This is a genomic window from Mesorhizobium muleiense, from assembly GCF_900099905.1.
Taxonomy (GTDB): Bacteria; Pseudomonadota; Alphaproteobacteria; order Rhizobiales; family Rhizobiaceae; genus Mesorhizobium; species Mesorhizobium muleiense.
On the sequence record NZ_FNEE01000004.1, the window covers coordinates 225,847 to 249,402 of the forward strand.

Genomic DNA, 23,556 nt, shown 5'->3' on the forward strand with positions numbered 1-23,556 from the left:
GCCCGGCCGGGCACAAGGGACAGCTTAGGCCGGCTATGACAGGAAACTGAGCGCATGGCCTCGATATTTGGCTTCAGATCAAGGGATCCGGCTCGAGACAGGCAGACCGATATCTCGCGCCTTGACCGCCTGGCAAAGCTGCTTGACCAGATCGCAGCCGAGATCGAGGCGGAGAAAAACGGGCTTGAGAATCGCTACCGGACCAAGGCCACCAACGCCGCCTTCCTGGTCGAGGCGATGGAAAATGGCGCGGCCTCCTCCAGCAGATCCTCCGAGGTCAGCGAACTGACGAAGTCGATCCTGAATTACGAGCGGCGCATCGCGGCGCTCGCCCGCCAGAACGAATTGATGAAGGGTCTCCGGCATTCGCTGGATGCTATCTTCGATGAAAGCGCCCAACCTGGCTCGGCCACCAAGGCCGATTTCGCCAACCCTGCCGCCGGCGCGGGGTGAAATTTCAAAGAGCCTGGCTGGCGCCACTGGGCAAGAAGCAGGCAACCGGGGACGCTACCGGCAGAAGGTCAAGATCAGCTCGTTTCGTCATGGTTTTGAACATCGACTTGGGTTGGGGGGGCGCACAGCACAAGGTGAGTTTGGTATGAACGCGGATTCGAAAAGCACGTCCACCCCAGCAACCGGCGACCGGCCGTTCACGCGCATGATGAGGCAAGGGAAACTGAGGCAGCTATGTTCGGGCGGAGCGTTTCTGCTGGTCGCACTCGGCAGCCTGGTTGCGGGCCCGACCCCTTCCCGTTCGCAGGACATCCCGACTGCGCCATCGTTCGTCGATGATTTCACCAGCTTCGACCGGGCGCGTTGGTACATTGCCGACGGCTGGGCGAACGGCAAGTATCAGAACTGCATCTGGTCCAAAAGACAGGTCAAGCTTTCCAATGGCATGCTGACGCTCGGTTTCGAAAAGCAGAAGGTGAAGGATCGCGACTTTGCCTGCGGCGAGGTCCAATCCAAGCAGCGCTTCGGCTATGGCACCTATGAGGCGCGGATGAAAACCGATTCGGGCTCTGGCATCAACGCCTCCTTCTTCACCTACATCGGCCCAACCGACAAGCAGCCGTGGGATGAAATCGACTTCGAGGTGCTGACCAAGGACACCTCCAAAGTGCAGGTCAACGCCTACATCGCCGGCAAGGGCAATAACGAGAAAGTGGTCGATGTAGCTGGCGGCACCGACAAGGCTTTTAACGATTACGCCTTCGTCTGGGAGAAGGACCGGCTGCGCTGGTACGTCAATGGCGAGCTGGTGAACACGATCACCGATCCGGCAAAGCTGCCCAGCCATGCGCAAAAGATATTTTTTAGCCTCTGGGGCAGCAACACGATGAAGGAATGGCTCGGGCCGTTTTCGGATCCGGGTCGCAAGCTTACCTTGCAAGTGGATCGCATCGCATTCACGGCGCTCGGCCAGCCATGCCAGTTTCCGGAATCGCTGGCATGCAGCATTAAGTAGAGACCAATCTGAACCGGCCGGGCCGAAAGCGCTCCGAAGTCTTGAACAGGAATGAAATCAAATGAATTTGACGGTCTTTGGAATCGGCTATGTCGGTCTGGTGCAGGCGGCGGTGCTTGCCGAAGTCGGCCATCAGGTATTATGCGTCGACATCGACGTGAAAAAGGTGGAGCGGCTCAATCAGGGCCTCATTCCGATTTTCGAGCCCGGGCTCGAAAACCTCGTCAAGGAGAACCATGCGGCCGGCCGCATCAAGTTCACCACCGACGCCGCGGCCGCCGTCAAGCATGGCCAGATCCAGATGATCGCTGTCGGCACGCCTCCGGGCGAAGATGGTTCGGCCGACCTCAAATATGTGCTGGCCGTTGCCGAGGCCATCGGCCGGGAGATGGATGCGCCCAAGATCGTCGTCGGCAAGTCGACCGTGCCGGTCGGCACCTGCGAAAAGATTAAGGCCAGGATCGCCGTGACGCTGAAGGCGCGGGGCCGCGAGGATCTTACTTTCGACGTCGCCTCCAATCCGGAATTCCTCAAGGAAGGCTCCGCGGTGGCCGACTGCATGAAGCCCGACCGCATTATCGTCGGCACCGGCAGCGAGGACACCGAGGCGGTGATGCGTGAGCTTTACGCTCCATTCAACCGCAACCACGAGAAGATGATCGTGATGGATGTGCGCAGCGCCGAATTCACCAAATACGCGGCCAATTGCATGCTGGCGACCAAGATCAGCTTCATGAACGAAATGGCCAATCTGGCCGAGGAACTCGGCGCCGACATCGAGGAGGTCCGCAAGGGCATCGGCAGCGATCCGCGCATCGGCTACCACTTCATCTATCCGGGCCTCGGTTATGGCGGCTCGTGCTTCCCCAAGGATGTGCGCGCCCTGATCAAGACCGCCGAAGGCGTCAAATTCGATGCCAAGCTGCTGCGCGCCGTCGAGGAACGCAACAACGAACAGAAATCGGTCCTGTTCGATAAGGTGAACCGCTGTTTCAACGGCAATCTGAAGGGCAAGACTTTTGCGCTGTGGGGCCTGGCGTTCAAGCCCAATACCGACGACATGCGTGAGGCGCCGGCTCGGGTCTTGATGGAAGCGCTCTGGAAGGCCGGCGCCAAAGTGCAGGCTTACGATCCCGAGGCGATGCAGGAATGCCAGGCCGTCTACGGACTGCGCGAGGATCTGCTCTTGTGCGGGACCAAGGAGGCAGCGCTGCGTGGCGCCGATGCGCTCATGATCGCCACCGAGTGGAAGAATTTTAAGGCACCGTCGTTCGACGCGATCAAGGATGCGCTGTCCACGCCGATCATCTTCGACGGTCGAAACCTCTACGACCCCAAGGTCATCGCTCGCTACGGCATCGAATATCACTCGATCGGCAGGATGGCGGCGTGAGATCAGGCGGACAGGCCGGTGGCTAGGACATCAAGGACGATCGCGAAGGCTTCGATGAACGCGCTCGTGTCAACAAGGGGTCTTCTCTGATGGTGCTGGGCATCAGGCCGGAACAGATCGCCAACGAGCATTTCGATCTTGTCGCAGTCGGTTCCGGTTTCGGTTCGGCCTTCTTCCTGCATGCGTTCGCCAAGCAGCGAAAGGCACGCATTCTGGTTCTGGAATGGGGCGGGCACAACACGCATGAATGGCAGCTCGAGCAGAACGTCAACACCGACATCGAGGACAAGACCACCTACAAGACCAACTCTGACAAGCCGTGGAATTACACCATCGGATTGGGTGGCGGAACGAATTGCTGGTTCGCCCAGACGCCGCGCTTTCACCCGAACGACTTCAGGCTGAAAAGCCTCTACGGCGTCGGTAACGACTGGCCGATCAGCTATGACGAGCTCGAGCCGTTTTACTGCGATGCAGAGGACGTCATGTCGATTTCAGGCGACCCCGACATGGCGGCGATGATGCCGCGTTCCAGGCCATTTCCCCAGCCACCGCATCACATGTCGACGCCGGACCGAATGATGAAAGCGGCGCAGCCGGACCAGCATTTTGTCATGCCGACAGCCCGCGCGCGCGTGCCGACCGCGCAACGGTCTTCTTGCTGCGCCAACTTGCGGTGCGGATTATGCCCGGTCGATGCCAAATTCACCGCCAACAATGGCCTGATGCACGTCTTCGAGCATCCCGACGTTGCGGTCTGCCTTGGCGCTGAAGTGCGCCGGCTCGACCATATCGGCGGTTCGGTCCGTTCGGTCGCATTCGTGCATGAGGGCAAGGAATATTCGGTCAGCGGCGATCTTTTCATACTGGGCGCCAATGCCATCCAGAGCCCGGCGATCATGTTGCGGTCCGGCCTGTCGGGCGAATTCGTCGGGCGCGGCCTGCACGAATCCTACGGATGGAATTTCGAAGCCTATCTCGACGGTGTCGATAATTTCGACGGAAGCACCATCACCACCGGTTTGAATTTCGGCCTTTATGACGGCGCTCACAGATCGGACCATGCGGCGGCGCTGGTCTATTTCGAAAACCGCTGGCAGCACGGGATGCGCCCTGAAAAGGGACGTGTCCGTCAGACGCTTCCCATCATCATTGTTACCGAAGACCTGCTCGACCCGGAAAATCTCGTGATTCTCGACGAGGATGAAAACGCCTTCGTCAGTTTCGCGGGAGCATCCGACTATGCGGTCAAGGGCATGGCGCGGGCAAAGGAGAAATTGGCGGCGCTTCTGGCGCCGCTGCCGGTCGAAGAGATCTTCGATCGCGGCATCCGGCGCACCGAGTCGCATGTCCAGGGCACGTTGCGGATGGGCTCGAGCCCGGCGGATTCGGTGGTCGATCGGGACATGATCCACCATCAGCTCAGGAACCTGGTTGTCGTCGGCTCGAGCACATATCCAAGCTGTTCCTGCGCCAACCCGAGCCTGACGGCGGCAGCCCTCTCCCTGCGGGCGGCGAGCCGGATAGCAGGAAAGGAAATGGCCGGATGACCAAGGTTTCGCGACGCGCGGCACTGGCCATCATGGCTGGCGGAGTTGCTTCGACCGGCATCGCCTACGCCACCGTTTCCTCGCTTTCGGACGAAGACCTGGTGCGCGTCACGCTCGAAAGATATTTCGGCAGGCTGAACATGCGCATCGAACATTTGCAGCAGTTCGTCCTGGAATTCCAGAAGCGGAACCCCTGGATATTTCCAAACACAAAGCTGGGCGATGCTGTCACTGTGCTTGAGGCGCTGAAATTGGGTGCCGCACGCCGGTTTCTGCCCGAACAGAAAAAAGAGGACCTGAGGCATTTCGACCGCTGGGTCATTGCCGAGTTCCATATGCTGACCGACTACGCCCGGCGCAGTTCGCCAGCCGACCCGGTCCGGTTCACCGGATGGCAGCCGTGTACCAATCCGTTCGCCAATTTGGAGACGCAGCAGGATGCTTGAAGCGGTTCGCAAGCCAGCATCCGTAAATAAGCCGTGCGTCATTGCCCGTAAACTTGAGAATGCGACAAGGAGCCGAAACCATGAAAGTGCTTTTTGCAGGCGGTAACGGTTACACGCCCCAGTTCAGCGGCGGTGTCCAGTCCAGCACCCATCACCTTGCCGAACAGTTGCGCGAGCACGGGCATGAGGCTTCGGTGCTCGCCGCCCTGTTCGGCCAGGGCGTCTTCGGCTACAAGGCGCGCGCCAAGATGAAGCTTTTGAGGCAGCGCGCTGTCATCGACAGCTTTCCAGGCTATCCGGTCGTGCGCGCCTGGTTTCCCTGGGAGGCGGCGGGTTTCGCCGTCGAAAAGCTGAGGCCGGATGTCGCCGTGGTCCAGTGCCACAAGTCGGTTCCGATCGGCAAGGCGCTGCAGGCCGAAGGCGTGCCGCTAGTCGTCTATCTCAGGAATGTCGAGTTCCACGAATTGGGCGGCGATCTGCGCGAGCTGCATTCGGCGCTCTACATAGCCAATTCCGAGTTCACGGCGCGCACCTACAAGGCAAAATTCGATATCGATTCGACGGTTATACCGCCGACCATCAATCCCGCGCTCTACCGCACGCCGACGACGGGCGAGTTTGTCACGCTGATCAACCCCTATGAGGAAAAAGGTTTCGAGCTTGCGGTGCGCATCGCCGCCGCCTGCTCTGAAATCCCGTTCCTGTTCGTCGAAAGCTGGAAGCTTGACGATGATCATCGGGCCCGGATCGAGCAGACGATCGCGCCGCTCGGCAACGTCACCCTGGAGAGCCGGACCAACGACATGAAGACGGTCTACGGCCGCACGAAAATCCTGCTGGCTCCCAGCAAATGGGAAGAGGCCTGGGGTCGGGTGGCGTCGGAAGCCCATTGCAGCGGCATTCCAGTCGTCGGCTCGCGTCGTGGCGGCCTGCCCGAAGCGATCGGCTCCGGTGGCGTGGTGCTGGATTACGATGCCCCACTCGCCGACTGGGTGGCAGTGGTCAGGCGTCTGTGGACCGACAGCCTGGAATATGGGCGGCTTTCAGCGGCGGCGCGTGCATTCTCCGAGCGCCCGGAACTCGATCCGGCGGGTCAATTCGCGACCTTCTTCTCGATGCTGGAGAGGGCGACACAACGGCCTTCGCGGCAAGCCGCCTAACCCATGTCGCGCAAAAGCATTCCCTCGGGCCTGACCCTGGGCGGCCTGACCCGAGGGTGCGTAGCGGTTTTGCGATAACGACTGCATAAAACAAAACAAAGCGCGCGTCGCGTGACGCGCTTTAAGTCCCGAAACCAGGTTCAAGCCGGTCGTTTGACCCGGCTTTTGAGCGTCTCGTAACCGCGTTCGCCAAGCAGCGTGCGCGCGACGGTCTTGATTGCCGTCTTGCGCCCGTCAGGCGAACTGATCTGCCTTAACCTGCCCGGAAGGTTGCGCGCCGCCTGTCCAAGTGCCGGAAGTGACAGCGTGTCAGGATAAATTACCAGATGCGTTTCAACGCACAGCACCGGCTTGCCGGAAAGCTCGGCGATCTTGAGGGCCTGCTGGTGCTCGCTTTCGATGAACAGGATGGCATCGGATTTGCGGTAGAAATCGGCTTTGAAACTGCCATGCACGCCAAGCCGTTGCCGTTCAGCCTTGCTCGGCAGGTCAAGCATGATCAGCTTGTCGTATTCTATGCCGTGCTTTGCCAGCCATGCTTCGGTAAGCGCGCGGTATTTCTCGAGCCGGCTGGTGACGAGCCAGCCGATCTTGCGGGTCGGGCCAAACAGAGGCAGCGCTTCGCCCAGGAATTTCTCATAGGCGGGGCCGTCGTCATTCTCTGCTTCGGTCGGGTCCAGGCAAAGCACGCCGTCAATGTCGACGCAGCTTTGCGCGAGGAATTTGTGGTGCATGAAGTTCCATTGGAACATCCTTGGATGCGGCACGACCTCGAGGACGATGTCGGTTTCCTCGTGTTGGGGCAGCAGGCCGAACACCGCGGCAAAGGTGAAGTCCGCCTTGATGCCGGCGGCCTCTACCCGGCTGCGCGCCTCTCTCATGGCAGCGCCGCCGCTGACGCTGTCGTCGATCACCAGGACCTTGCGCATATCGGTCGCCTGGCGGTCGAGCGCGGCGCGCCGTTTGGTGACGCCCGAAGTATAGATCTTACCGGCCAGGAAACTATCCAGGTCGGTCATCGGAATGTTCGCCGTCAGGCTGAGCAGGGTGGCGGCGAGAATGCCGCTTCGCGGGACCCCGACCACCAGGTCGATGTCGCGCGGCAACCGGTGAAGGTTTCTGACAATCGCATCATTCATGTCGGAGATCGATCGGTAGTGCATGGGATCAGACCTGGTCCTCGTATGGATGTCCGTGCAAGTTACTTCGCCTCGCTTGGTGCGGCCTTAGGCGCCCGCGCCGGCAGTAGTTTTAGGGCCTCCCGCAACGCCTCGCGGCCGGAAGCAAACGCCAGCGCGGTCATGACCGTGATCATGTAGGACAGCGCGACCGCGCTCGCCATCGCGAAGATGTGCTGTTGCGGCAGCAACGGCTTGGCGAACCAGATCGCGGCAAGCGCCAGATGCGCGCCAAGCACGAAGGGCGTTGCCGCGCGAAGCATATGGCTTGCCCGCAGCGGCCCGGTCTTTCCGATATACAGCCACAGAAAAGGCGTTCTGAGATACTCGCTGACCGCATAGGCGATCGCCACGCCCAGCGCGCCATAGGGCAGGCCGATCAGGAAGGCCAGCACCGACGTCAAGGCTGTTATGATGCCCCAGCGCATGAAATCGCCCGAGCGGCCCTGGCTGATGAAAAGCCATCCCGCCGGGTTGTTGAGCGGCTGCAGCAGACCGGCAAAACCGAGCGCCAGGAAGATGCTGGAACTCTGCCGCCACTGCTCGCCGAGCACGAACGGTATCAGCACGTCGGCCATGGCGATGGCGAAGGCGACACCCGGAAGTGCGACCAGCAATATCAGCGGCATGACGCGAAGATAAGCGCTGCGGTAGCGATCCGGCTCGTCCTTCAGCCTGGAAAGAGCCGGCACCATGACCTTCGACAGCGGATTGGTGATCTGGCTCAACGGAAACAGAAGCAGCTTGTAGGCGCGGTCATAGAGTCCAAGCTGCGCTTCGCCCCAGTATTTTCCGATCAGCACATTGTCGAGATTTCGGGCAAAGAAGTTGGCGAAGTTGAACCCGGTGATGCCGGCGCCGAAATTGATCAGCTCGCTAATGCCGTTGACCTTGCGCGGCAGGCTGGGGCGCCATCGCGAGTTTGCCCAGTAGCAAAGCGTGGGCAGTACGGCTGCTGTCAGGGTGCCGGCAAAAAGCGCCCAATAGGAACGGTCGATGAAAGTCCAGGCGATCGATACGGCAAGGCCGGCAATGGCACTTGCGACGTCGATGATGGCCAAGCGGGCGAACTGCATTCGGCGTGTCAGCAGCGCCAGATGCTGGGCGCCCAGCCCATAGGCTATGATCTGCAGCCCGAGTGCTGCCACCAGACCAGACACCCGCGGTTCGCCATAGAAGGCGGCGACCAGAGGCGCCGCGCCGGCAAGCACGCAGGCGAGCAATGCGCTAACCGCGACATTGACCCAGAAGAGGTAATTGACCTCTTCATGCTTGATTCCGCTTTTCTGAACCGTCGCCTGGGTCAGGCCGAAATCCTGGAACAGCGCGATGAACGCCAGCACAGGCGCGCACATCGCCACGACGCCGAAGTCCTGCGGCGAGAGCAGGCGCGACAGCACGATGACGGAGACGATCTGCGTCGCAACCCGCACCGATTGCGCCAAAGCCGTAATGATGGCGCCGCGTCCGACCGATCTGCGGAGAGAGCCCTCTGGCGGGTCGAATGCATTGGCTTGCAAATTCAGGGTCCCTGATTTTCGTGCCGGTCCCGGAGTCCCGGCCGATGCCCGATGCCACCATCAAACTACGGCAATAATATTGCAGCGCAACAAAAAACATTGATTTTTGCTACGCTGCACCAAAAATGTTGCGATGCAGCACGAGCTGTACTAGGATTCTTTCGGGCGGGCCAACAGCGGTCGAGTTTTTCATGCTGCATGTCTTGTACTTGGTGCACGACGTCTCCGATCCGGCAGTGCGCCGGCGGATCATAATGCTCAAGGCAGGCGGTGCCCAGGTCACACTGGCAGGCTTTCGCCGGTCAGCAAGCCCGATCGCCGAGGTCGAGGGCTTGCATCCGATCGATCTTGGCGCAACGCGCGATGGGCGATTCGCCCAGCGGCTGGCAGCGGTCACCAAGGCGGCGGTTTCGATCGGGTCGAAACTCGGTTCGATGCCCAGACCCGACCTCATCATCGCGCGCAATCTGGAAATGCTGGCGCTTGCCCGGCGTGCCAAATCGGCATTCCAGACAACCGTGCCGATCGTCTATGAGTGTCTCGACATCCATCGCCTGATGCTTCGCGGCGATTTTCTGGGCAAGGCGATGCGCGGCGCGGAGCGCTATCTGGCCAGGGATGTAAAGCTGCTGGTCACCAGTTCGCCGGCCTTCATCGCAAACTATTTCAAGCCGTTCGGCCAGATTGCCGCGCCGGTCGAACTGCTCGAAAACAAATATTTCGAGCCTGCCGCGGTTTCGCTGAATGATCGCGCGGCGGCGGAGCCCGTCGCTCCGCCTTGGCGGATCGGCTGGTTCGGCGCGCTCCGATGCCGCCGCTCCCTGGAACTGCTGGCCGAATTTTCCCGGCGACACGAGGGCCACTTCGAAATCATCCTCAGGGGCCGTCCGGCGCTTTCCGAATTTCCGGATTTCCACGGTTTCGTCGAATCTGAGCCCTGGCTCTCGTTCGGCGGACCCTATCGGAATCCCGAAGATATGGCGACGATCTACCGTGAGGTTCATTTTTCCTGGGCCATCGATTTTTTCGAGCAGGGGCTGAATTCTGAATGGCTGCTGCCCAACCGCCTCTACGAGGGCTGCCGCTTCGGCGCCGTGCCGATCTCGATGGGCCACACCGAAACCGGCCGGTTCCTCGACCAGCAGGGAATCGGTGTTCTCTTGCCTCAAGCCACTCCCGAGGCACTCGAGGCTGCCTTGGGCGAGTTGGAGGAGCATCGTTTCGGGAAATTGCGGGCGCGTGTTCTTGCCCGCAATCCGCGAACCTGGAGCCACGATCGCAGCGATTGCCGGGCGCTCGTCGAGAAGCTTCGCGGGTTGACGGTCGCGCCCGGTTCATATGCTGCCGAGGCACTGGCTTAGGATGGCTAGGGAAGGACATGGGCCGATGATGCAGACCGAAATGCCGTCCAACCTGATCGTGATTCCGTGCCTGAACGAAGCGGCTCACATCGGTGCGCTTGTTCACGAGCTTCGACCGGCCGCCGAAAGGCTCGGCGCCCGGATCATCGTTGCCGATGGCGGTAGCACGGACGGCACCAGGGCGATCGTCGAGGAGATCGCCAGGAAGGATCCTAGGATCATCCTTCTTGACAATGAAAAGCGCCTCCAGAGCGCGGCGATCAATCTCGCCATCGCCAGGTACGGCGATGGGGCTGAATATTTCATTCGCATCGACGCGCATGGCGGCTACCCTCCGGATTATTGCGATCGGCTGATCGAAGAGGCGCTGGCCACCGGCGCCGATTCGGTCGTCGTCTCGATGCTGACCAGCGGCAGCGGCACAGTGCAGAACGCGGTTGCGGCTGCACAGAATTCCAAGCTCGGCACGGGCGGCTCCAAGCACCGGCATCTCTCGGCGGGAGAGTGGGTCGACCACGGTCACCATGCGCTGATGCGGATTTCGGCGTTCAAGGCGGTGGGCGGCTATGACGAGACGTTCAGCCACAACGAGGATGCGGAACTCGACTACCGGCTGCGCAAGGCCGGCTACCGGATCTGGATGAGCGGCAAGACGCAAATGATCTATTACCCGCGCTCGTCGCTCGCCGGCCTCTATTTCCAGTATCTCGGCTATGGCCGCGGCCGGGCAAAGAACGTACTCAAGCACCGCATGATACCGAAGGTCCGGCAGATGGTGCCGCTCCTGGTGTTCCCTGTCGTCCTTCTCTCTGCCTTTTTCTTCGTGCATTGGCTGGCAGTCATGCCGATTCTGGTGTGGGCGTCGGTTTGTCTCGGCTATGGCGTGTGGATTGCGATCAGCCAGCGCAATCCGGACAGCGCCCTTGCCGGGATTTCGGCGATGGTCATGCATTTCGGCTGGTCCGTCGGTTTCTGGCTGCAACTGCTTGGACCGCGATTGCAACGTAGAAGGGTGGCGTGATGGGTGTGGCCGAAAAAAACCGCAGCGTCGACGTCTGCGTCTGCACGTTTCGGCGGCCGGAGCTTGCCGACACGCTTCGCTCTGTTGCCGCCCTGGACGTGCCTTCGGGATTCGACATCCGCGTCATCGTCGCCGACAATGATGACGGGCCAACGGCCGAACTGCTGGTGGCGACGCTGGCGGAGACGCTGAAGCTGCCGATCAGCTATCGTCATTGCCCGGCACGCAACATCTCAATCGCCCGCAATGCCTGCCTCGACGCCAGCACGGCGGATTTCGTCGCCTTCCTCGACGATGACGAAACGGCATCCTCGAGATGGCTTGTCGAACTGGTTGCGACGGCGGACTTGAGTGGCGCTGCCGCCGTGCTCGGGCCAGTGCGGGCGCGCTATCGGCCGGATGCGCCCAACTGGATGCGCCGCGGTGATTTTCACTCCACCTTGCCCGTCTGGGTGGGCGGCGAGATCCGCACCGGCTACACCTGCAACGTCCTGCTCAGGATGGGAGCCGACAGCCTCCGCGGCCGGCGATTCAGCCTGGCGCGTGGTCAGACCGGTGGCGAGGACACCGAATTCTTCGACCATATGGTCAAGGCCGGCGGTCGCATCGCCTTTTCGCCGCAGGCCTGGGTCGATGAAGTGGTGCCGCGCGCCAGGGCGGCTTTCGACTGGCTCCGTCGCCGCCGGTTCCGCGTCGGGCAGACGCATGGACACCTGCTGGGGCGCGACGCGCATGGCCTCGCGTTGGTCAGGCAAGTCGGCCTCGCCTCGGCAAAGGCGGTCTTTTGTTTCGCATCGGCAATCCCGGTCGCCATCAGTCCCGTGCGCAGGAACCGCAGCGTGCTTCGCGGCATCATGCATGTCGGCGTCGTGAGCGGTCTTGTCGGCGTGCGTGAAATCCGCCAATACGGCCTGCCCTCGCCGGAGGAAGGGGGCAAGCGTGCAGCCTGACGTCACCTTTGTCATTGCCGCCTACAATTCGGAGCTGACCATCGAGCGGGCGATCGCCAGCGCCATCGCCCAGCGCGATGTGAGCGTGGAGGTGATCGTTGTCGACGACCAGTCGCGCGACCGGACGCTCGATCTGGCGCGATCCTACCCCGAAGACATCGTCCGCGTCGTCGCACTTGAGCAAAACCGCGGTCCAGGCGGCGCCAGGAATGTCGGCCTTGAGCTTGCCCGCGGCAGGTGGGTGGCGGTCCTCGATTCCGACGACGCGGTCTATCCCGGGCGGATCTGCACCATGATTGACCGCGCCGAGAAAGCGGGCGCCGCGATCGCAGTCGACAATCTCCAGGTGGTTCGCGAGGACGGTGTTGCCGAAGAGACGATGTTCCCGGCCGACTATCTCGAGGGTTTGAGTGAAATCTCGCTGGCGGACTATATTGCCGGCAATGTGGTCTTCGAATCCAGGTTCAATCTCGGTTATCTCAAACCGATCTTCCAGCGCCGGTTTCTGAACGAAAACGGGCTTCGCTATGACGAAAGCCTGATCATCGGCGAGGACTACATCCTGCTGGCCAGTGCTCTGGCCAAGGGCGGCAAGTGCGTGGTCGAGCCGACGACCGGCTATGTCTACCATATCCGGACCGGCTCCATTTCCCGCGTGCTCGAACTTCATCACGTCGAGTCGATGCGTAAGGCCGACCTCGTTTTCGCGAGAGCCCATTCGATGGACGCGAAGGCCGCAGCCGCTTTCGCAAGGCGCACGCGCAGCCTGCGCAAGGCGGCGTCGTTCCTTTCTCTGGTCCAGCACATCAAGGCGCGATCCCCACTCAAGGCGGTGTGGACGGCGCTCAGCGATCCGGCGGCGGTTTGGCATATGGGCATGCCGATCGCCGTTCGGCTGCGAAGGTTGGCGGCGCAATTTGCCGTGGGTGCGGGGGAGGTGAAGGGTGCAGGCAGCTGAAAAATAGTTTTCGCGGCCTGCGACAGGTTGAAGTCGATCTCCTCAGAAGGAATATGCAATGAAGAAAGTCAGGAAGGCAGTCATACCGGTAGCGGGGCTTGGAACGCGATTCCTGCCGGCGACCAAGTCGATGCCGAAGGAAATGCTGCCGGTCGTCGACAGGCCTGTCGTGCAATATGCGGTGGACGAGGCGTTCGAAGCCGGCATCGAGCACATTGTCTTCGTGACGGGCCGAAACAAGGCGGTCATCGAGGATTATTTCGACCTGCATCCAGAATTGATCGGAACTTTGGAGCAGACCGGCAAGACGGCGCAGCTTCAGGCGCTGGAAAGCCTGCTTCCCGTGGCTGGTGCCACGAGCTTCATCCGGCAGCAGTCACCGCAAGGTCTCGGCCATGCGGTATGGTGCGCCCGGGAAGTCATCGGCGATGAGCCCTTCGCATTGCTGTTACCGGACATGGTGTCCTTCGGCGGTCGCGGATGTCTCGCCGAAATTGCGGACCTCTATGCCCAGACCGGCGGAAACGTCATCGCCGTCGAGCGCTGCGACCCGACCGAGACCAGCAAATACGGCATCGTCGGCTGCGGCGCCGATGTCGGCTCGGGCTTCGAGGTCACCGCCATGGTCGAAAAGCCGGCTCCGGCGAATGCGCCGTCGAATTACTACATCAACGGCCGCTATATCCTGCAGCCTGAAATATTCGGGCTGCTCGGCAATCAGCAGCGCGGCGCCGGCAATGAGATCCAACTGACCGACGCCATGGTCCGCCTTGCGCAAAGCCAGGCTTTCTTCGCGCAGCCCTTCAACGGCCGGATGTTCGATTGTGGCTCGAAGGAAGGGTTCATCCAGGCCAATGTCGCCTTCGCGCTGGCGCGCGACGACATGAAGGGACCGATCTTCGAGATGCTTCAGGAGTTCGTCCGGTTGCATGAGCGCCGGGTGGAAGCCGCATAAAGCCCATTTTTTGGGAGCAAGCATATGAATGGTGACGCAAGACATGCCGATATGTTTGACTGCCCAGGTCTCGCGGTGGCTGGCATGAAGCTTGCGTAGGGCATATGCTGATGCTCCCGCTCTAGCGCCTGAAAACGAGAGCAGCGGACCCGAGTGGAGACAGGGTTTGGGATCCGAGGCTCAAACAAAAATAGAGCGGCGGCGCGTTCGACTTGAGAGACCGCCGCTCTAGATGCAAACTTGAATTGGACCGAAGATGAATTATGCCAATTTTCCTCTCGACAAGAGGAAACCATTGCCGAGTTCGGACCCAGTCAGCGCCGACGATTTCATCGATGTCGAGCGCCTGCTCGGCATGGCAGCAAGGCAGGCAAAGGTGGTTGCGGCATGCGCTGCCATCGGACTTTTTCTGGGCGTGCTCTATTTGCAGACCACGCCTCCCACCTACATGGCGACGAGCCGTGTGCTGATCGACGAAGGATTGAACAAGGTCGTTGACGAGGTCTCGGCGGCGTCGGTCAGCATGCAGACCGACTCCGCCATTCTGAGCCAGATCGAAATACTCCACTCGGCGAGACTGGCGGCGGTGGTCGTCGACAAGCAGAAGCTCGATCAGAACGACGCTTTCATGAACCCTCCGACGTCGGCCGTGTCGAAGGCTGCCGGTTTTGTGCGCGGCGTGGTCCGGTATTTCCGTCCCAATCCCACCGTGGGTACGGCCGACGTTACTCAGCTTGACCCGGCGACGCGTGACGCGATGATTGCCTCGTCGCGGCGCGATTACGCAATCCTCAAACTGCAGGACGAGGTGCAAGCCGAGCGCATCGGTCGCAGCTATGTGATCTCCATCGCCTACCAGGCCACGGACCCCGCACTTGCGACCGCGGTTACCAAAGCCTATGCCGACGCCTATCTCGCCGATCAGCTCGATGCGAGCTTCGATGCGACCGAGCGGGCGGCGGTCTGGTTGCAAGGTCGGCTGACGGAGCTTCGCGAAAGCTCCCAGGCAGCGGCGCTCGCCGTCGAGAAGTTCAGGGCCGAACATGGGCTGGCCGTCGATGACGGCCAGTTGATCAGTGACAAGCAACTGTCGGACCTCAATGGCCAACTCATTGAGGCGCAGGCCGACACCGCCCGCGCCAGCGCCCGCTACCAACAATACAAGTCGATCGTCGAAAGCGGTTCGGACAACGCATTCAGGGACGCCGCGATATCCGCCGACCAGCCGAGCAACTCGATCATTTCAACGCTCAAGACCCGCTATCTCACTGTCGCCAAGCGGCAGCAGGATATCGAAGCCAATTTCGGGGCTGAGCATCCCCAGGCGGTCGCACTTGCCAAGGAAAGGGCCGACATATCGGCGCAGATATTCGGCGAGCTGAAGCAATTGACCGAAAGCTACCGCAACGAATACGAAGTCGCTCTCGCGCGCGAGACGGCGCTCCGTGCAAATGTCGCGTTAGCGGCTGGCAAGAGTTCCATCGACAACCAGTCGCAGGTCAAGCTGCGCGAACTGGAGCAGAAGGCAACGGCGCTCTCGACGCTCTATCAAACGTTCCTTGGCCGCTACGAGGAAGCCTCCCAGCAGCAATCCTTCCCGGTCGGCAAGATCCGCGTCATCTCGGACGCGACGCTGCCGAAGTCCGCGGCAACCCCGCGCACGTCGATAGTGCTGGGACTTTCGCTCGTGCTTGGCGTGATGTTGGGAGCAGGGGTTGGTGGCCTGAATGAGTTCAGGGAGCGGTTCTTCAGGACCGGCGAAGACGTTCGCGATCGCGTCGGCCTCAAATTCCTCGGCTACCTGCCGATCATTGGCAGCAAGGTCGCCAAGGACGATAAGCGCGATGACGGTCAGGCGGATATCAAAACCGCCCCATCACCATCGGCGGCTGAAAGACGAGCGCGCATGCGGGTGAGCATCGACGCCCCGGCATCGATGTTTTCCGAGACGCTGCGCAGCGCCAAGATAGCCTTCGACGTGGTGATGGAAGGGCAAGGCAGCCGGGTCATTGGCGTGATCTCGGTCCTTCCCGGCGAGGGCAAGTCGACCGTGGCGGCGAATCTGGCCGGATTGCTTGCCGCCAACGGGTCGAAAACGCTCCTGGTGGACGGCGACCTGCGTAACCCCGGCCTCAGCCGCAGCCTTGGCATGGAGGCCGAGCAAGGCCTGATGGAAGCGGTGGTGAGCGGGCAGACCTGGCAGTCCGTCGGCAAGATCGATCGGCAGACCAAGCTGGCGATCGTCCCCGCCGTGCCGCGCGGTCACTTCTCGCACACAAGCGAGCTTCTGTCGTCGGCCGGGATGCGGCGTTTCATCGACAATGCCAAGGAGACCTTCCAGTACATCATCGTCGACCTGCCGCCCCTCGGCCCCGTGGTCGATGCCAAGGCCTTTGCTCCGCTTGCCGACGGCTTCGTGCTCGTGACCGAGTGGGGGCGTACGCCGCGTGCGATGGTGCAATCCATATTGAGTTCGGAATCCTATATCGCCAATAAGATCGTCGGCGTGGTCCTCAACAAGGTCGATTTGAAGAAGCTGGCGAAGTATGGATCGATCGGCGGCTCGGAAAAATTCTTCGACAGATATTCGTCATACTATCTGGAGAAGTCGGATGCGCGGACGAAGGTGAACAGCTGAGGCCGGCCTGTAGAACCGGCAGATCGTCGTCTTTCGCCGTCAGGCCGACACCGGGCTGAGGCCGTCGTGAGCGAAGACGAATGCCCCTCGAACAGACCACGACCGGCAGCCTGTACACGAGCCGGTAGGGTCGGTGGCGAATGACGTTCCTTAGGGTGCCGGTCGATTTCCTCGCTTGATCAGGTCGCCGAGCCGCGACGGGTCGCGCAAAAGCGTCCGCACCCTGCTTTGTGCCGGACATTCCACCGTAGGACGTTTGCAGCCAGGAACCGGCGTGACAACGCTGGCGCGTTACGCCGCCTTGAGACGGTAGCGGAAGATGGTGTGGTCGAGCAGAAGCCGGATGCGCGGTTCGGCCTCGATCGCAATCAGCCAGCTCGCGGCGATCATGGTCGCCCCGACGATGACCACCGAAAGCAGGTATGGCACTCCCGCACGCATCAAGGCGCCGAGAATGGCTGCGCCGACGACATTATGGATCAGATAGAGAGGGTAGGTCATCAGGCCGATCCGGCGCCAGCCGCGCCAGGACAGGTCGAGCCGTAACGACCACGCCATCAGCGCCATGGCAGCGAGGAACAGGACGATCGGCGGCCCGTAGGGCATCGCGGCTTCGACCTTGATGCTGCGGACGTCGACAGCACTTATGATCTGCAGCACGCCGCCGGCCAGGAACAAGGCGCAGAAGACAAGGCGGGCGGGCGTCACTGCCTTGAAACGCATCAGCCAGAACAGCACACCTGTCGCGAAAAAACATCCGTGATGCACCAGGAGCAGGTCGAGCCAGCGCGCCTCGGCAAGGTCCGTCCAGTCGAATGGATAGTACAGGCACCAGAAAAGCGTGCTGATCGCGCCGAGCGCAACTGCCACCGCTTCCATCAGGTCGAAGCGGCCGAGTCGCAGCAGGATCCAGACGATGGCATAAAAGGCGATCTCGATGCCGAGCGTCCAGTAGACGCTGTCGACCCAGGGGTTGAACGGAACGAACAGGGCGGTGCGTATGAGCGTGGTGACAGCGTCCGTCGGCCAACTGAGATCGACCAGAAGCAGCACCATCGCGGTGACTGGTGCGCAGATCCAGACGGCCGGCGCCAATCGTTTCACCCTTGCCTCGAAAAACCGCAGCGGTGTCGAATGCTCGGCGCTGAAGGCGATCACGAAGCCGCTGATGACGAAGAATATCTGGACGCCGACCCATCCGAATTGGACCAGTCCGCCTATTTCCGGATGCGGCGGGATGCCGCCCGTCGCACGCGCCGAAACGCCCTCGGGGAACGCCCACACCCAGAAGCCGTAGTGGTAGACCATCACGAGGACAGCGGCGACAAAACGCAGGATGTCGACGCCGCCGAATGTTGTTTTTTGCTGAGCCATGCCGTGCCTTCGGAATGGCCCCCCACGCAAAGGTTTAAGGGCTATTGCTGCATTGCACAACAGACGATTGCAGTGCAGGATGAATTCGTGAATTCGTCCGAAGCCGCGATCCGCCTGCTGCGCTCCGAAACAGCTAAAGCCCGATTCCGCGTCCCTTCAGCGCCGCGGTGATTTCGTCGAGAATGACCGGATCGTCGATGGTCGCCGGCATTGTCCAGTCTTCCTTGTCGGCAATCTTCTGCATGGTGCCGCGCAGGATTTTGCCGGAGCGTGTCTTGGGCAGGCGCTTGATCGTGACCACCGTCTTGAATGCGGCGACCGGGCCGATCCGCTCGCGCACCAGCGTGACCACCTCGGTCTCAATAGTGGCGCTGTCACGCGTGACACCGGCATTCAGCACGACGAAGCCGAGCGGAACCTGGCCCTTCATCGCATCTGCGACGCCGACGACAGCGCACTCGGCAACGTCCGGATGCGCGGCCAGCACCTCCTCCATGGCGCCGGTCGACAGCCGGTGGCCGGCGACATTGATGATGTCGTCGGTGCGGGCCATCACGAACAAATAGCCGTCCTCGTCCATCATGCCGGCATCCGCCGTCTTGTAGAAGCCGGGGAATTCGTCGAGATAGGCTTGGCGAAACCGGTCATCGGCATTCCATAGCGTCGGCAGACAGCCGGCCGGCAGCGGCAGCTTGACCACGACATTGCCCAACGTACCGCGCGGTACTTCGTGGCCGGCATCGTCGAGCACACGGATGTCGTAGCCGGGCATCGGCACCCCGGGCGAGCCGTATTTCACCGGCAGTAGCCCTAATCCGGCTGGGTTGATCGTCATCGGCGAGCCCGTCTCGGTCTGCCACCAATGGTCGATTACCGGCACGTTCAATTTCTGCTCCGCCCATTTGATGGTTTCCGGATCGGCGCGCTCGCCGGCGAGGAACAGCGTGCGGAATTTCGACAGGTCGTATTTCGGGACGAATTCGCCCTTGGGGTCCTGTCCCTTGATGGCGCGGAATGCGGTCGGCGCGGTGAACAGCGCGACCACGCCATGCTCTGATATCACCCGCCAGTAGGTTCCGGCGTCGGGCGTGCCGACCGGCTTGCCCTCGAACAGTACGGTCGTGCAGCCATGCAGCAGCGGGCCGTAGACGATGTAGGAATGGCCGACCACCCAGCCGACGTCGGAAGCCGCCCAGAACACCTCGCCCGGCTTGACGCCGAACTCGTTCTCCATCGACCATTTCAGCGCAACCATGTGGCCGCCATTGTCGCGCACGATGCCCTTGGGCTGGCCGGTCGTTCCGGACGTGTAGATGATGTAGAGCGGATCGGTGGCGAGCACCGGAACGCAGTCGACATTGGCGCCCGCGGCCCGCTCGCGGGCGACGGCGTCGGCATAGTCGATGTCGTGGTTCTCCCTTAGCTCGCAGCGCAGCTGATCGCGCTGCAGGATGAGGCAGGCTTCGGGCTTGTGCCGCGACATCTCGATCGCCTTGTCGAGCAGCGGCTTGTAGGCGACGACGCGCCCGGGCTCCAGGCCGCAAGAGGCGGAAATGATCAGCTTCGGCCTGGCGTCGTCGATGCGCGTGGCGAGCTCGTGCGAAGCAAAGCCGCCGAAGACGACCGAATGCACGGCGCCGATTCGGGCGCAGGCAAGCATGGCAAACGCAGCTTCCGCCACCATCGGCATGTAGATGATGACCCGATCGCCTTTTTGGACGCCGCGGTTCTTCAGCACCGACGTCAGCGCGACCACCTCGCGTTTCAATTCGGCATAGGTGAATTTCCTGACCGTGCCGGAAATCGCGCCGTCATGGATCAGCGCGATCTGATCGGCGCGGCCACCCGCCACGTGGCGGTCGACGGCGTTGAAGCAGGTGTTGCAGGAGGCGCCGCCAAACCAGCGCCCATAGACGCCGGCATTCGCATCGAAGACCGTTTCGAACGGCGAGAACCAGTCGATGGCCTTGGCCGCATCCGCCCAGAATTTTTCCGGATCGCGTTTCCAGCCGTCATAGACCTCGTGGTAGCGTGACGCCATCCAGCTTTCTCCCAGGAATGTTTCTGTCCTTGGAAATAGCGTATGCTGTTTTTGCAAGCACGTGCAAATTCGTCTTGGCGACCTCGCTTTGGTCGAAATGGACGTGACCGCCGCTTTATCGCCGCAACCGGCCAGGTCGTAGAAAGCGCCTGCTTGCTTAATACTGTTCCTATAGCCGTGGCGCGGTGTTGGCCGTGCTACATCCCCCGGCGCAGCGCAGCCGTATGCACCGGTGCGTCCCACAATGCGGTCGTCTCATCGTCGAGCATGGTCAGCGTGATCGAGCAGCCGGCCATGTCGAGCGATGTCACATAGGACCCGACCAGTGAACGGGCGACCGTCACGCCGTTTTTCTCGAAGATTTTCCGGGCGCTGTTGTACATCAGGTAGAGCTCCATCAGCGGCGTGCCGCCGAAGCCGTTGACGAAAAGCAGCGCCGGGCCTTTTGCCCTGTCACCGAGATCGCCAGATATCGCCGCGCAGATCTCCTCGGCGATGGCGTCGGCGCTCTTCAACGCGTCGCGGCGGCGCCCGGGTTCGCCATGGATCCCGACGCCGAATTCCATCTCGCCGTCGCCGATATCGAAGGTCGGCCTGCCGGCGGCCGGTACGGTGCAACTGGTCAGCGCAACGCCCATCGAGCGCGTCGCGCCATTGATGCGTTCGCCAAGCGCCTTCAACGGCTTCAGCGCCATGCCTTGCTCGGCCGCGGCGCCGAGGATCTTCTCGACCACCAGCGTGCCGGCAACGCCGCGTCGGCCAGTGGTGTAGGAGGAGTTCTCGACCGCGACGTCGTCATTGGTCACCACTTGCATCACACCCTCCGACATTTCAGCAGCCATGTCGAAATTCATCACGTCGCCCTCGTAGTTCTTGACGATGAACAGGCAGCCGGCACCGGTGTTGACCGCCTCCGCGGCCGCCATCATCTGGTCCGGCGTCGGTGAGGTGAACACCTGGCCGGGGCAGGCGGCATCCAGCATGCCATGCCCGACCAGCCCGCCATGCAGCGGCTCGTGGCCAGAGCCGCCCCCGGAAATCAGCGCCACCTTGCCGGGCTTGAGTGTCCTGCGGCGCACGAATTTATGCTCGTCGCCAAGCGCAAGGATGTCGGCATGGGCGGCAACGAAGCCGTCGAGGCTTTCGGTCAGCACCGTGTCCACAGAATTCAGAAACTTCTTCATGGCCGTCTCTCCCGAAATAGCTGAACGTGGCGCGACTATGTCCCGCCCTTGCCGGCGATGCTGGTGATCTTCTGGATGAAATCGTTGACCGCCCTGTCGAGCGCCGCGTTCTGTTTGTCGTCGCCGAAATCGGGAACGATGAGCGAAACATGCCGCGTCTTGCGCATGCCGGATGCCAGCGACATTTTTCCCGGATGCGCCTGATGGTAGGCGGCAAGAAAATGGTCGCGTTCGGCCGGGCTGAAATGGCAGACGGCGAAAATAGCCGGCAAATGTTTTGACGGGATCGGGATCGAGTAGGCCGGGCTGGAAATCTGGGTGACGAAGCTGCGATGCTTGCCCAACGCGTCGGCGAGGCGCTGGCGCATGCCGGACGGGCGCTGGTCGAGGACCTGCGACAGGATCGTCTTGTAGGCGCGGATCGCCTCTTCGGAGCCGGCTTCAGGCGTCTTCTTGGTTTCGGCCATGCCGGTGCCTAGATCGAAACGTCCGCAATGGCCGCCTTGGCCATTGCGAGCTGGGCGGGAACCACGGAAAGGTCGCGCAGGCCGGCCTCGATCAGCGCCGGGATCGCCGCCGGATCGCCGCCGGCGTCGCCGCACAGGCTGACCGGAATCTTTTGCGCGCGGCCGAACGCCGCAACCGAGGCGATCAGCCGAAGCACGGCCGGATGCCTGATCGAATTGAGATGCGCGACCGACGCGTTGTCGCGCGCCGCCGCCATCACATACTGGGTCAGGTCGTTCGAGCCGATCGAGAAGAAGGCGACCTCGGCAAACGCCTCAGGAGCGATCGCCACCGACGGCACCTCGACCATGATGCCGAGCGGCGGCATTTTTTGCGCGACGCCGCGCGCGGCAAGCGCGGCCTGCTCTTCGGCGAAGAGCGCAGCTGCTCGCTGATACTCGTCCCACACTGCGATCATCGGGAACATCACCTTGAGATTGCCATGCAATGCGGCGCGCAGCAGCGCCCTGATCTGCACCCGAAAAACCTCCGGTCTCGCCAGCGATAGCCTGATGCCGCGCAGGCCGAGAAACGGATTGCCCTCTTCGACGGTGAAGCCCAGCACCGGCTTGTCGCCGCCGGCGTCGACGGTGCGAATGGTCACCGGTTTGTCTTCAGCCCATTCGAGCACCTTGCGGTAGGCGCGATACTGCGTTTCCTCGTCCGGCAGCGTCTTGCCGAACAGGAACTCGGTCCGCATCAGCCCGACGCCATCGCAGGTCGAGACATCGATACCGTCGACATCGGACGGATCGGCGATGTTGACCTGCACCCCCACCGCAGTGCCGGCTTTCGTCACCGCCGGCCGAGTCAAAAAAGTTTCCGCCCTGTCGCGACGTGCCGCGAAAGACGACGACGATTGCCGGAACGCCTCGACCTCTGCCCTTGTTGGCCTCAACACGATGCCGCCGTGCTCGGCATCGAGCAGGGCGACGCCGGCAAGATCAGCCGGCGAAGCACCGAGCCCCACGATCATAGGCACGCCGCGCGAGCGCGCCAGCATGGCGACGTGGCTGGCGGTACTGCCCGCCTTCAGCGCAATGCCGCCGCCGGCGCTCCAGTCGGTTTCGAGAAAGCGCGTCGGCGCGATGTCCTCGCCGTAGAAGATGGCGCCTGTCGGCGCGGCAGCCGCGCTGTCCGCGGTCAGCGCGCGAAGCACCTGGTCTCTGATGTCGCGCATGTCGGCGGCGCGTGCCCGGAAATAATCCTGATCCGACGTTTCGTAGCCGACAATTTCGGCGTCAAGCGCCTGCCGCCATGCCGCATCGGCCGGCTGGCCGGCGGCAATCGCGGCAAAGGCCGGGCCGGTCAGCGCATCGTCCTCCAGCATGGCGAGCTGGAATTCGAGAATGTCGGCGGCATCGCCCTCGGTTGCCTGGATCAGCTTGGCAAGCCGGCCTGTCGCTGTGCCGATTGCCGTTTCGAGCGCGAGCCTCTCGTCAGCTGCGGTCGCTTTACTTCTATAGCGCGCGACGACCGGGTCGAGGTTGAACAGCGGCCCTTCGGCATAGCCGGCCGAAGCCGGGATTCCCTTCAGCTTAAGCGGTTCGGGCATGGTCCACGCCCTCGTCGAAGTCGCGCCGCACCAGCTCGACGAGCGCGCCGACCGCCTCGCCGGCACCGTCGCCCTTGGCTCTGATATGCAGCACCGTGCCTTTCGGCGCCTTGGCCGCCATCACCTTGACGATGCTCTTGGCGTCGAACCAAGGACCGTTGGCGGCGAGCGCCACTTCGACTTCGGCCGAAAACGTCTTGGCGAGCTTGGTGAATTTCACCGAAGGGCGCGCATGCAGGCCGACCTCATGGGTGATCAGAACGGTGGCTTCAGCCGATGCGGACATTGAGTCAAAAT

General features: G+C 61.9%; 20 protein-coding genes. 12 read left to right on the plus strand and 8 right to left on the minus strand.

Going from position 1 to position 23,556, the window contains the following annotated elements:
* The first annotated feature begins 54 nt into the window (after positions 1 to 54).
* From BLT09_RS10675 to BLT09_RS10700, 6 genes are all read left to right on the plus strand, one after another.
* On the plus strand, positions 55 to 453 hold the full coding sequence (locus BLT09_RS10675) for a hypothetical protein (RefSeq protein ID WP_091592800.1): 399 nt from the start codon (positions 55 to 57) through the stop codon (positions 451 to 453).
* Positions 454 to 598: 145 nt separating this feature from the next.
* Positions 599 to 1,468 carry an endo-1,3-1,4-beta-glycanase ExoK gene (gene exoK, locus BLT09_RS10680; protein ID WP_167366402.1) on the plus strand — a complete coding sequence of 290 codons (870 nt, stop codon included), beginning with the start codon at positions 599 to 601 and terminating at the stop codon, positions 1,466 to 1,468.
* Positions 1,469 to 1,529: 61 nt separating this feature from the next.
* The gene (locus BLT09_RS10685) at positions 1,530 to 2,861 is read left to right on the plus strand and encodes a UDP-glucose dehydrogenase family protein (protein WP_023796744.1); all 1,332 of its coding nucleotides are present in this window, start codon (positions 1,530 to 1,532) and stop codon (positions 2,859 to 2,861) included.
* 89 nt (positions 2,862 to 2,950) lie between these two features.
* Positions 2,951 to 4,411, plus strand: a complete 1,461-nt coding sequence (locus BLT09_RS10690; RefSeq protein WP_091592803.1) for a GMC oxidoreductase — start codon at positions 2,951 to 2,953, stop codon at positions 4,409 to 4,411.
* Positions 4,408 to 4,857 carry a hypothetical protein gene (locus BLT09_RS10695; protein WP_091592804.1) on the plus strand — a complete coding sequence of 150 codons (450 nt, stop codon included), beginning with the start codon at positions 4,408 to 4,410 and terminating at the stop codon, positions 4,855 to 4,857. The genes BLT09_RS10690 and BLT09_RS10695 overlap by 4 nt, the downstream gene beginning before the upstream one ends.
* 80 nt (positions 4,858 to 4,937) lie before the next feature.
* A complete protein-coding gene (locus BLT09_RS10700; RefSeq protein ID WP_091592806.1) occupies positions 4,938 to 6,017 on the plus strand; it encodes a glycosyltransferase in 1,080 nt (359 codons plus the stop codon).
* 140 nt (positions 6,018 to 6,157) lie between these two features.
* On the opposite strand, the gene BLT09_RS10705 is transcribed toward BLT09_RS10700, so the two are convergent.
* A complete protein-coding gene (locus tag BLT09_RS10705; protein WP_091592808.1) occupies positions 6,158 to 7,180 on the minus strand; it encodes a phosphoribosyltransferase family protein in 1,023 nt (340 codons plus the stop codon).
* A 38-nt stretch (positions 7,181 to 7,218) separates the two neighbouring features.
* On the minus strand, positions 7,219 to 8,715 hold the full coding sequence (locus BLT09_RS10710) for a lipopolysaccharide biosynthesis protein (RefSeq protein ID WP_091592810.1): 1,497 nt from the start codon (positions 8,713 to 8,715) through the stop codon (positions 7,219 to 7,221).
* Positions 8,716 to 8,906: 191 nt separating this feature from the next.
* On the opposite strand from BLT09_RS10710, the gene BLT09_RS10715 reads away from it, so the two are divergent.
* From BLT09_RS10715 to BLT09_RS10740, 6 genes are all read left to right on the plus strand, one after another.
* Positions 8,907 to 10,076 (plus strand): glycosyltransferase family protein, encoded by a 1,170-nt coding sequence (locus BLT09_RS10715; RefSeq protein WP_091592812.1) that lies wholly within the window; start codon positions 8,907 to 8,909, stop codon positions 10,074 to 10,076.
* 28 nt (positions 10,077 to 10,104) lie between these two features.
* Complete coding sequence (locus tag BLT09_RS10720) at positions 10,105 to 11,097, plus strand: glycosyltransferase family 2 protein (protein ID WP_091593006.1); 993 nt, start codon at positions 10,105 to 10,107, stop codon at positions 11,095 to 11,097.
* Positions 11,097 to 12,047, plus strand: a complete 951-nt coding sequence (locus tag BLT09_RS10725; protein WP_091592815.1) for a glycosyltransferase family 2 protein — start codon at positions 11,097 to 11,099, stop codon at positions 12,045 to 12,047. Before BLT09_RS10720 ends, BLT09_RS10725 begins: the two co-directional genes overlap by 1 nt.
* Positions 12,037 to 13,005, plus strand: a complete 969-nt coding sequence (locus BLT09_RS10730; protein WP_091592817.1) for a glycosyltransferase family 2 protein — start codon at positions 12,037 to 12,039, stop codon at positions 13,003 to 13,005. Before BLT09_RS10725 ends, BLT09_RS10730 begins: the two co-directional genes overlap by 11 nt.
* Positions 13,006 to 13,063: 58 nt before the next feature.
* A complete protein-coding gene (locus BLT09_RS10735; RefSeq protein ID WP_023796734.1) occupies positions 13,064 to 13,960 on the plus strand; it encodes a UTP--glucose-1-phosphate uridylyltransferase in 897 nt (298 codons plus the stop codon).
* A 256-nt stretch (positions 13,961 to 14,216) separates the two neighbouring features.
* Positions 14,217 to 16,598, plus strand: coding sequence for a polysaccharide biosynthesis tyrosine autokinase (locus BLT09_RS10740; RefSeq protein WP_091592820.1), 2,382 nt, complete (start codon positions 14,217 to 14,219; stop codon positions 16,596 to 16,598).
* 291 nt (positions 16,599 to 16,889) lie between these two features.
* Here the strand turns inward: BLT09_RS10740 and BLT09_RS10745 are convergent, their stop codons facing one another.
* The 6 genes from BLT09_RS10745 to BLT09_RS10770 all read right to left on the minus strand — a co-directional run bounded on the left by BLT09_RS10745 (position 16,890) and on the right by BLT09_RS10770 (position 23,545).
* Positions 16,890 to 17,972, minus strand: coding sequence for an acyltransferase family protein (locus tag BLT09_RS10745; protein WP_027151563.1), 1,083 nt, complete (start codon positions 17,970 to 17,972; stop codon positions 16,890 to 16,892).
* A 133-nt stretch (positions 17,973 to 18,105) separates the two neighbouring features.
* A complete protein-coding gene (locus BLT09_RS10750) occupies positions 18,106 to 20,013 on the minus strand; it encodes a propionyl-CoA synthetase (RefSeq protein WP_091592821.1) in 1,908 nt (635 codons plus the stop codon).
* A gap of 197 nt (positions 20,014 to 20,210) precedes the next feature.
* Positions 20,211 to 21,197: a dihydroxyacetone kinase subunit DhaK gene (gene dhaK, locus BLT09_RS10755; protein WP_091592823.1), complete on the minus strand. Its 987-nt coding sequence runs from the start codon at positions 21,195 to 21,197 to the stop codon at positions 20,211 to 20,213.
* Between the two features lie 35 nt (positions 21,198 to 21,232).
* Positions 21,233 to 21,664, minus strand: a complete 432-nt coding sequence (locus BLT09_RS10760) for a hypothetical protein (RefSeq protein WP_023796729.1) — start codon at positions 21,662 to 21,664, stop codon at positions 21,233 to 21,235.
* An 8-nt stretch (positions 21,665 to 21,672) separates the two neighbouring features.
* A complete protein-coding gene (gene ptsP, locus BLT09_RS10765; protein WP_091592826.1) occupies positions 21,673 to 23,259 on the minus strand; it encodes a phosphoenolpyruvate--protein phosphotransferase in 1,587 nt (528 codons plus the stop codon).
* Positions 23,243 to 23,545 carry an HPr family phosphocarrier protein gene (locus tag BLT09_RS10770; RefSeq protein WP_023796727.1) on the minus strand — a complete coding sequence of 101 codons (303 nt, stop codon included), beginning with the start codon at positions 23,543 to 23,545 and terminating at the stop codon, positions 23,243 to 23,245. The genes ptsP and BLT09_RS10770 overlap by 17 nt, the downstream gene beginning before the upstream one ends.
* Positions 23,546 to 23,556 lie beyond the last annotated feature (11 nt).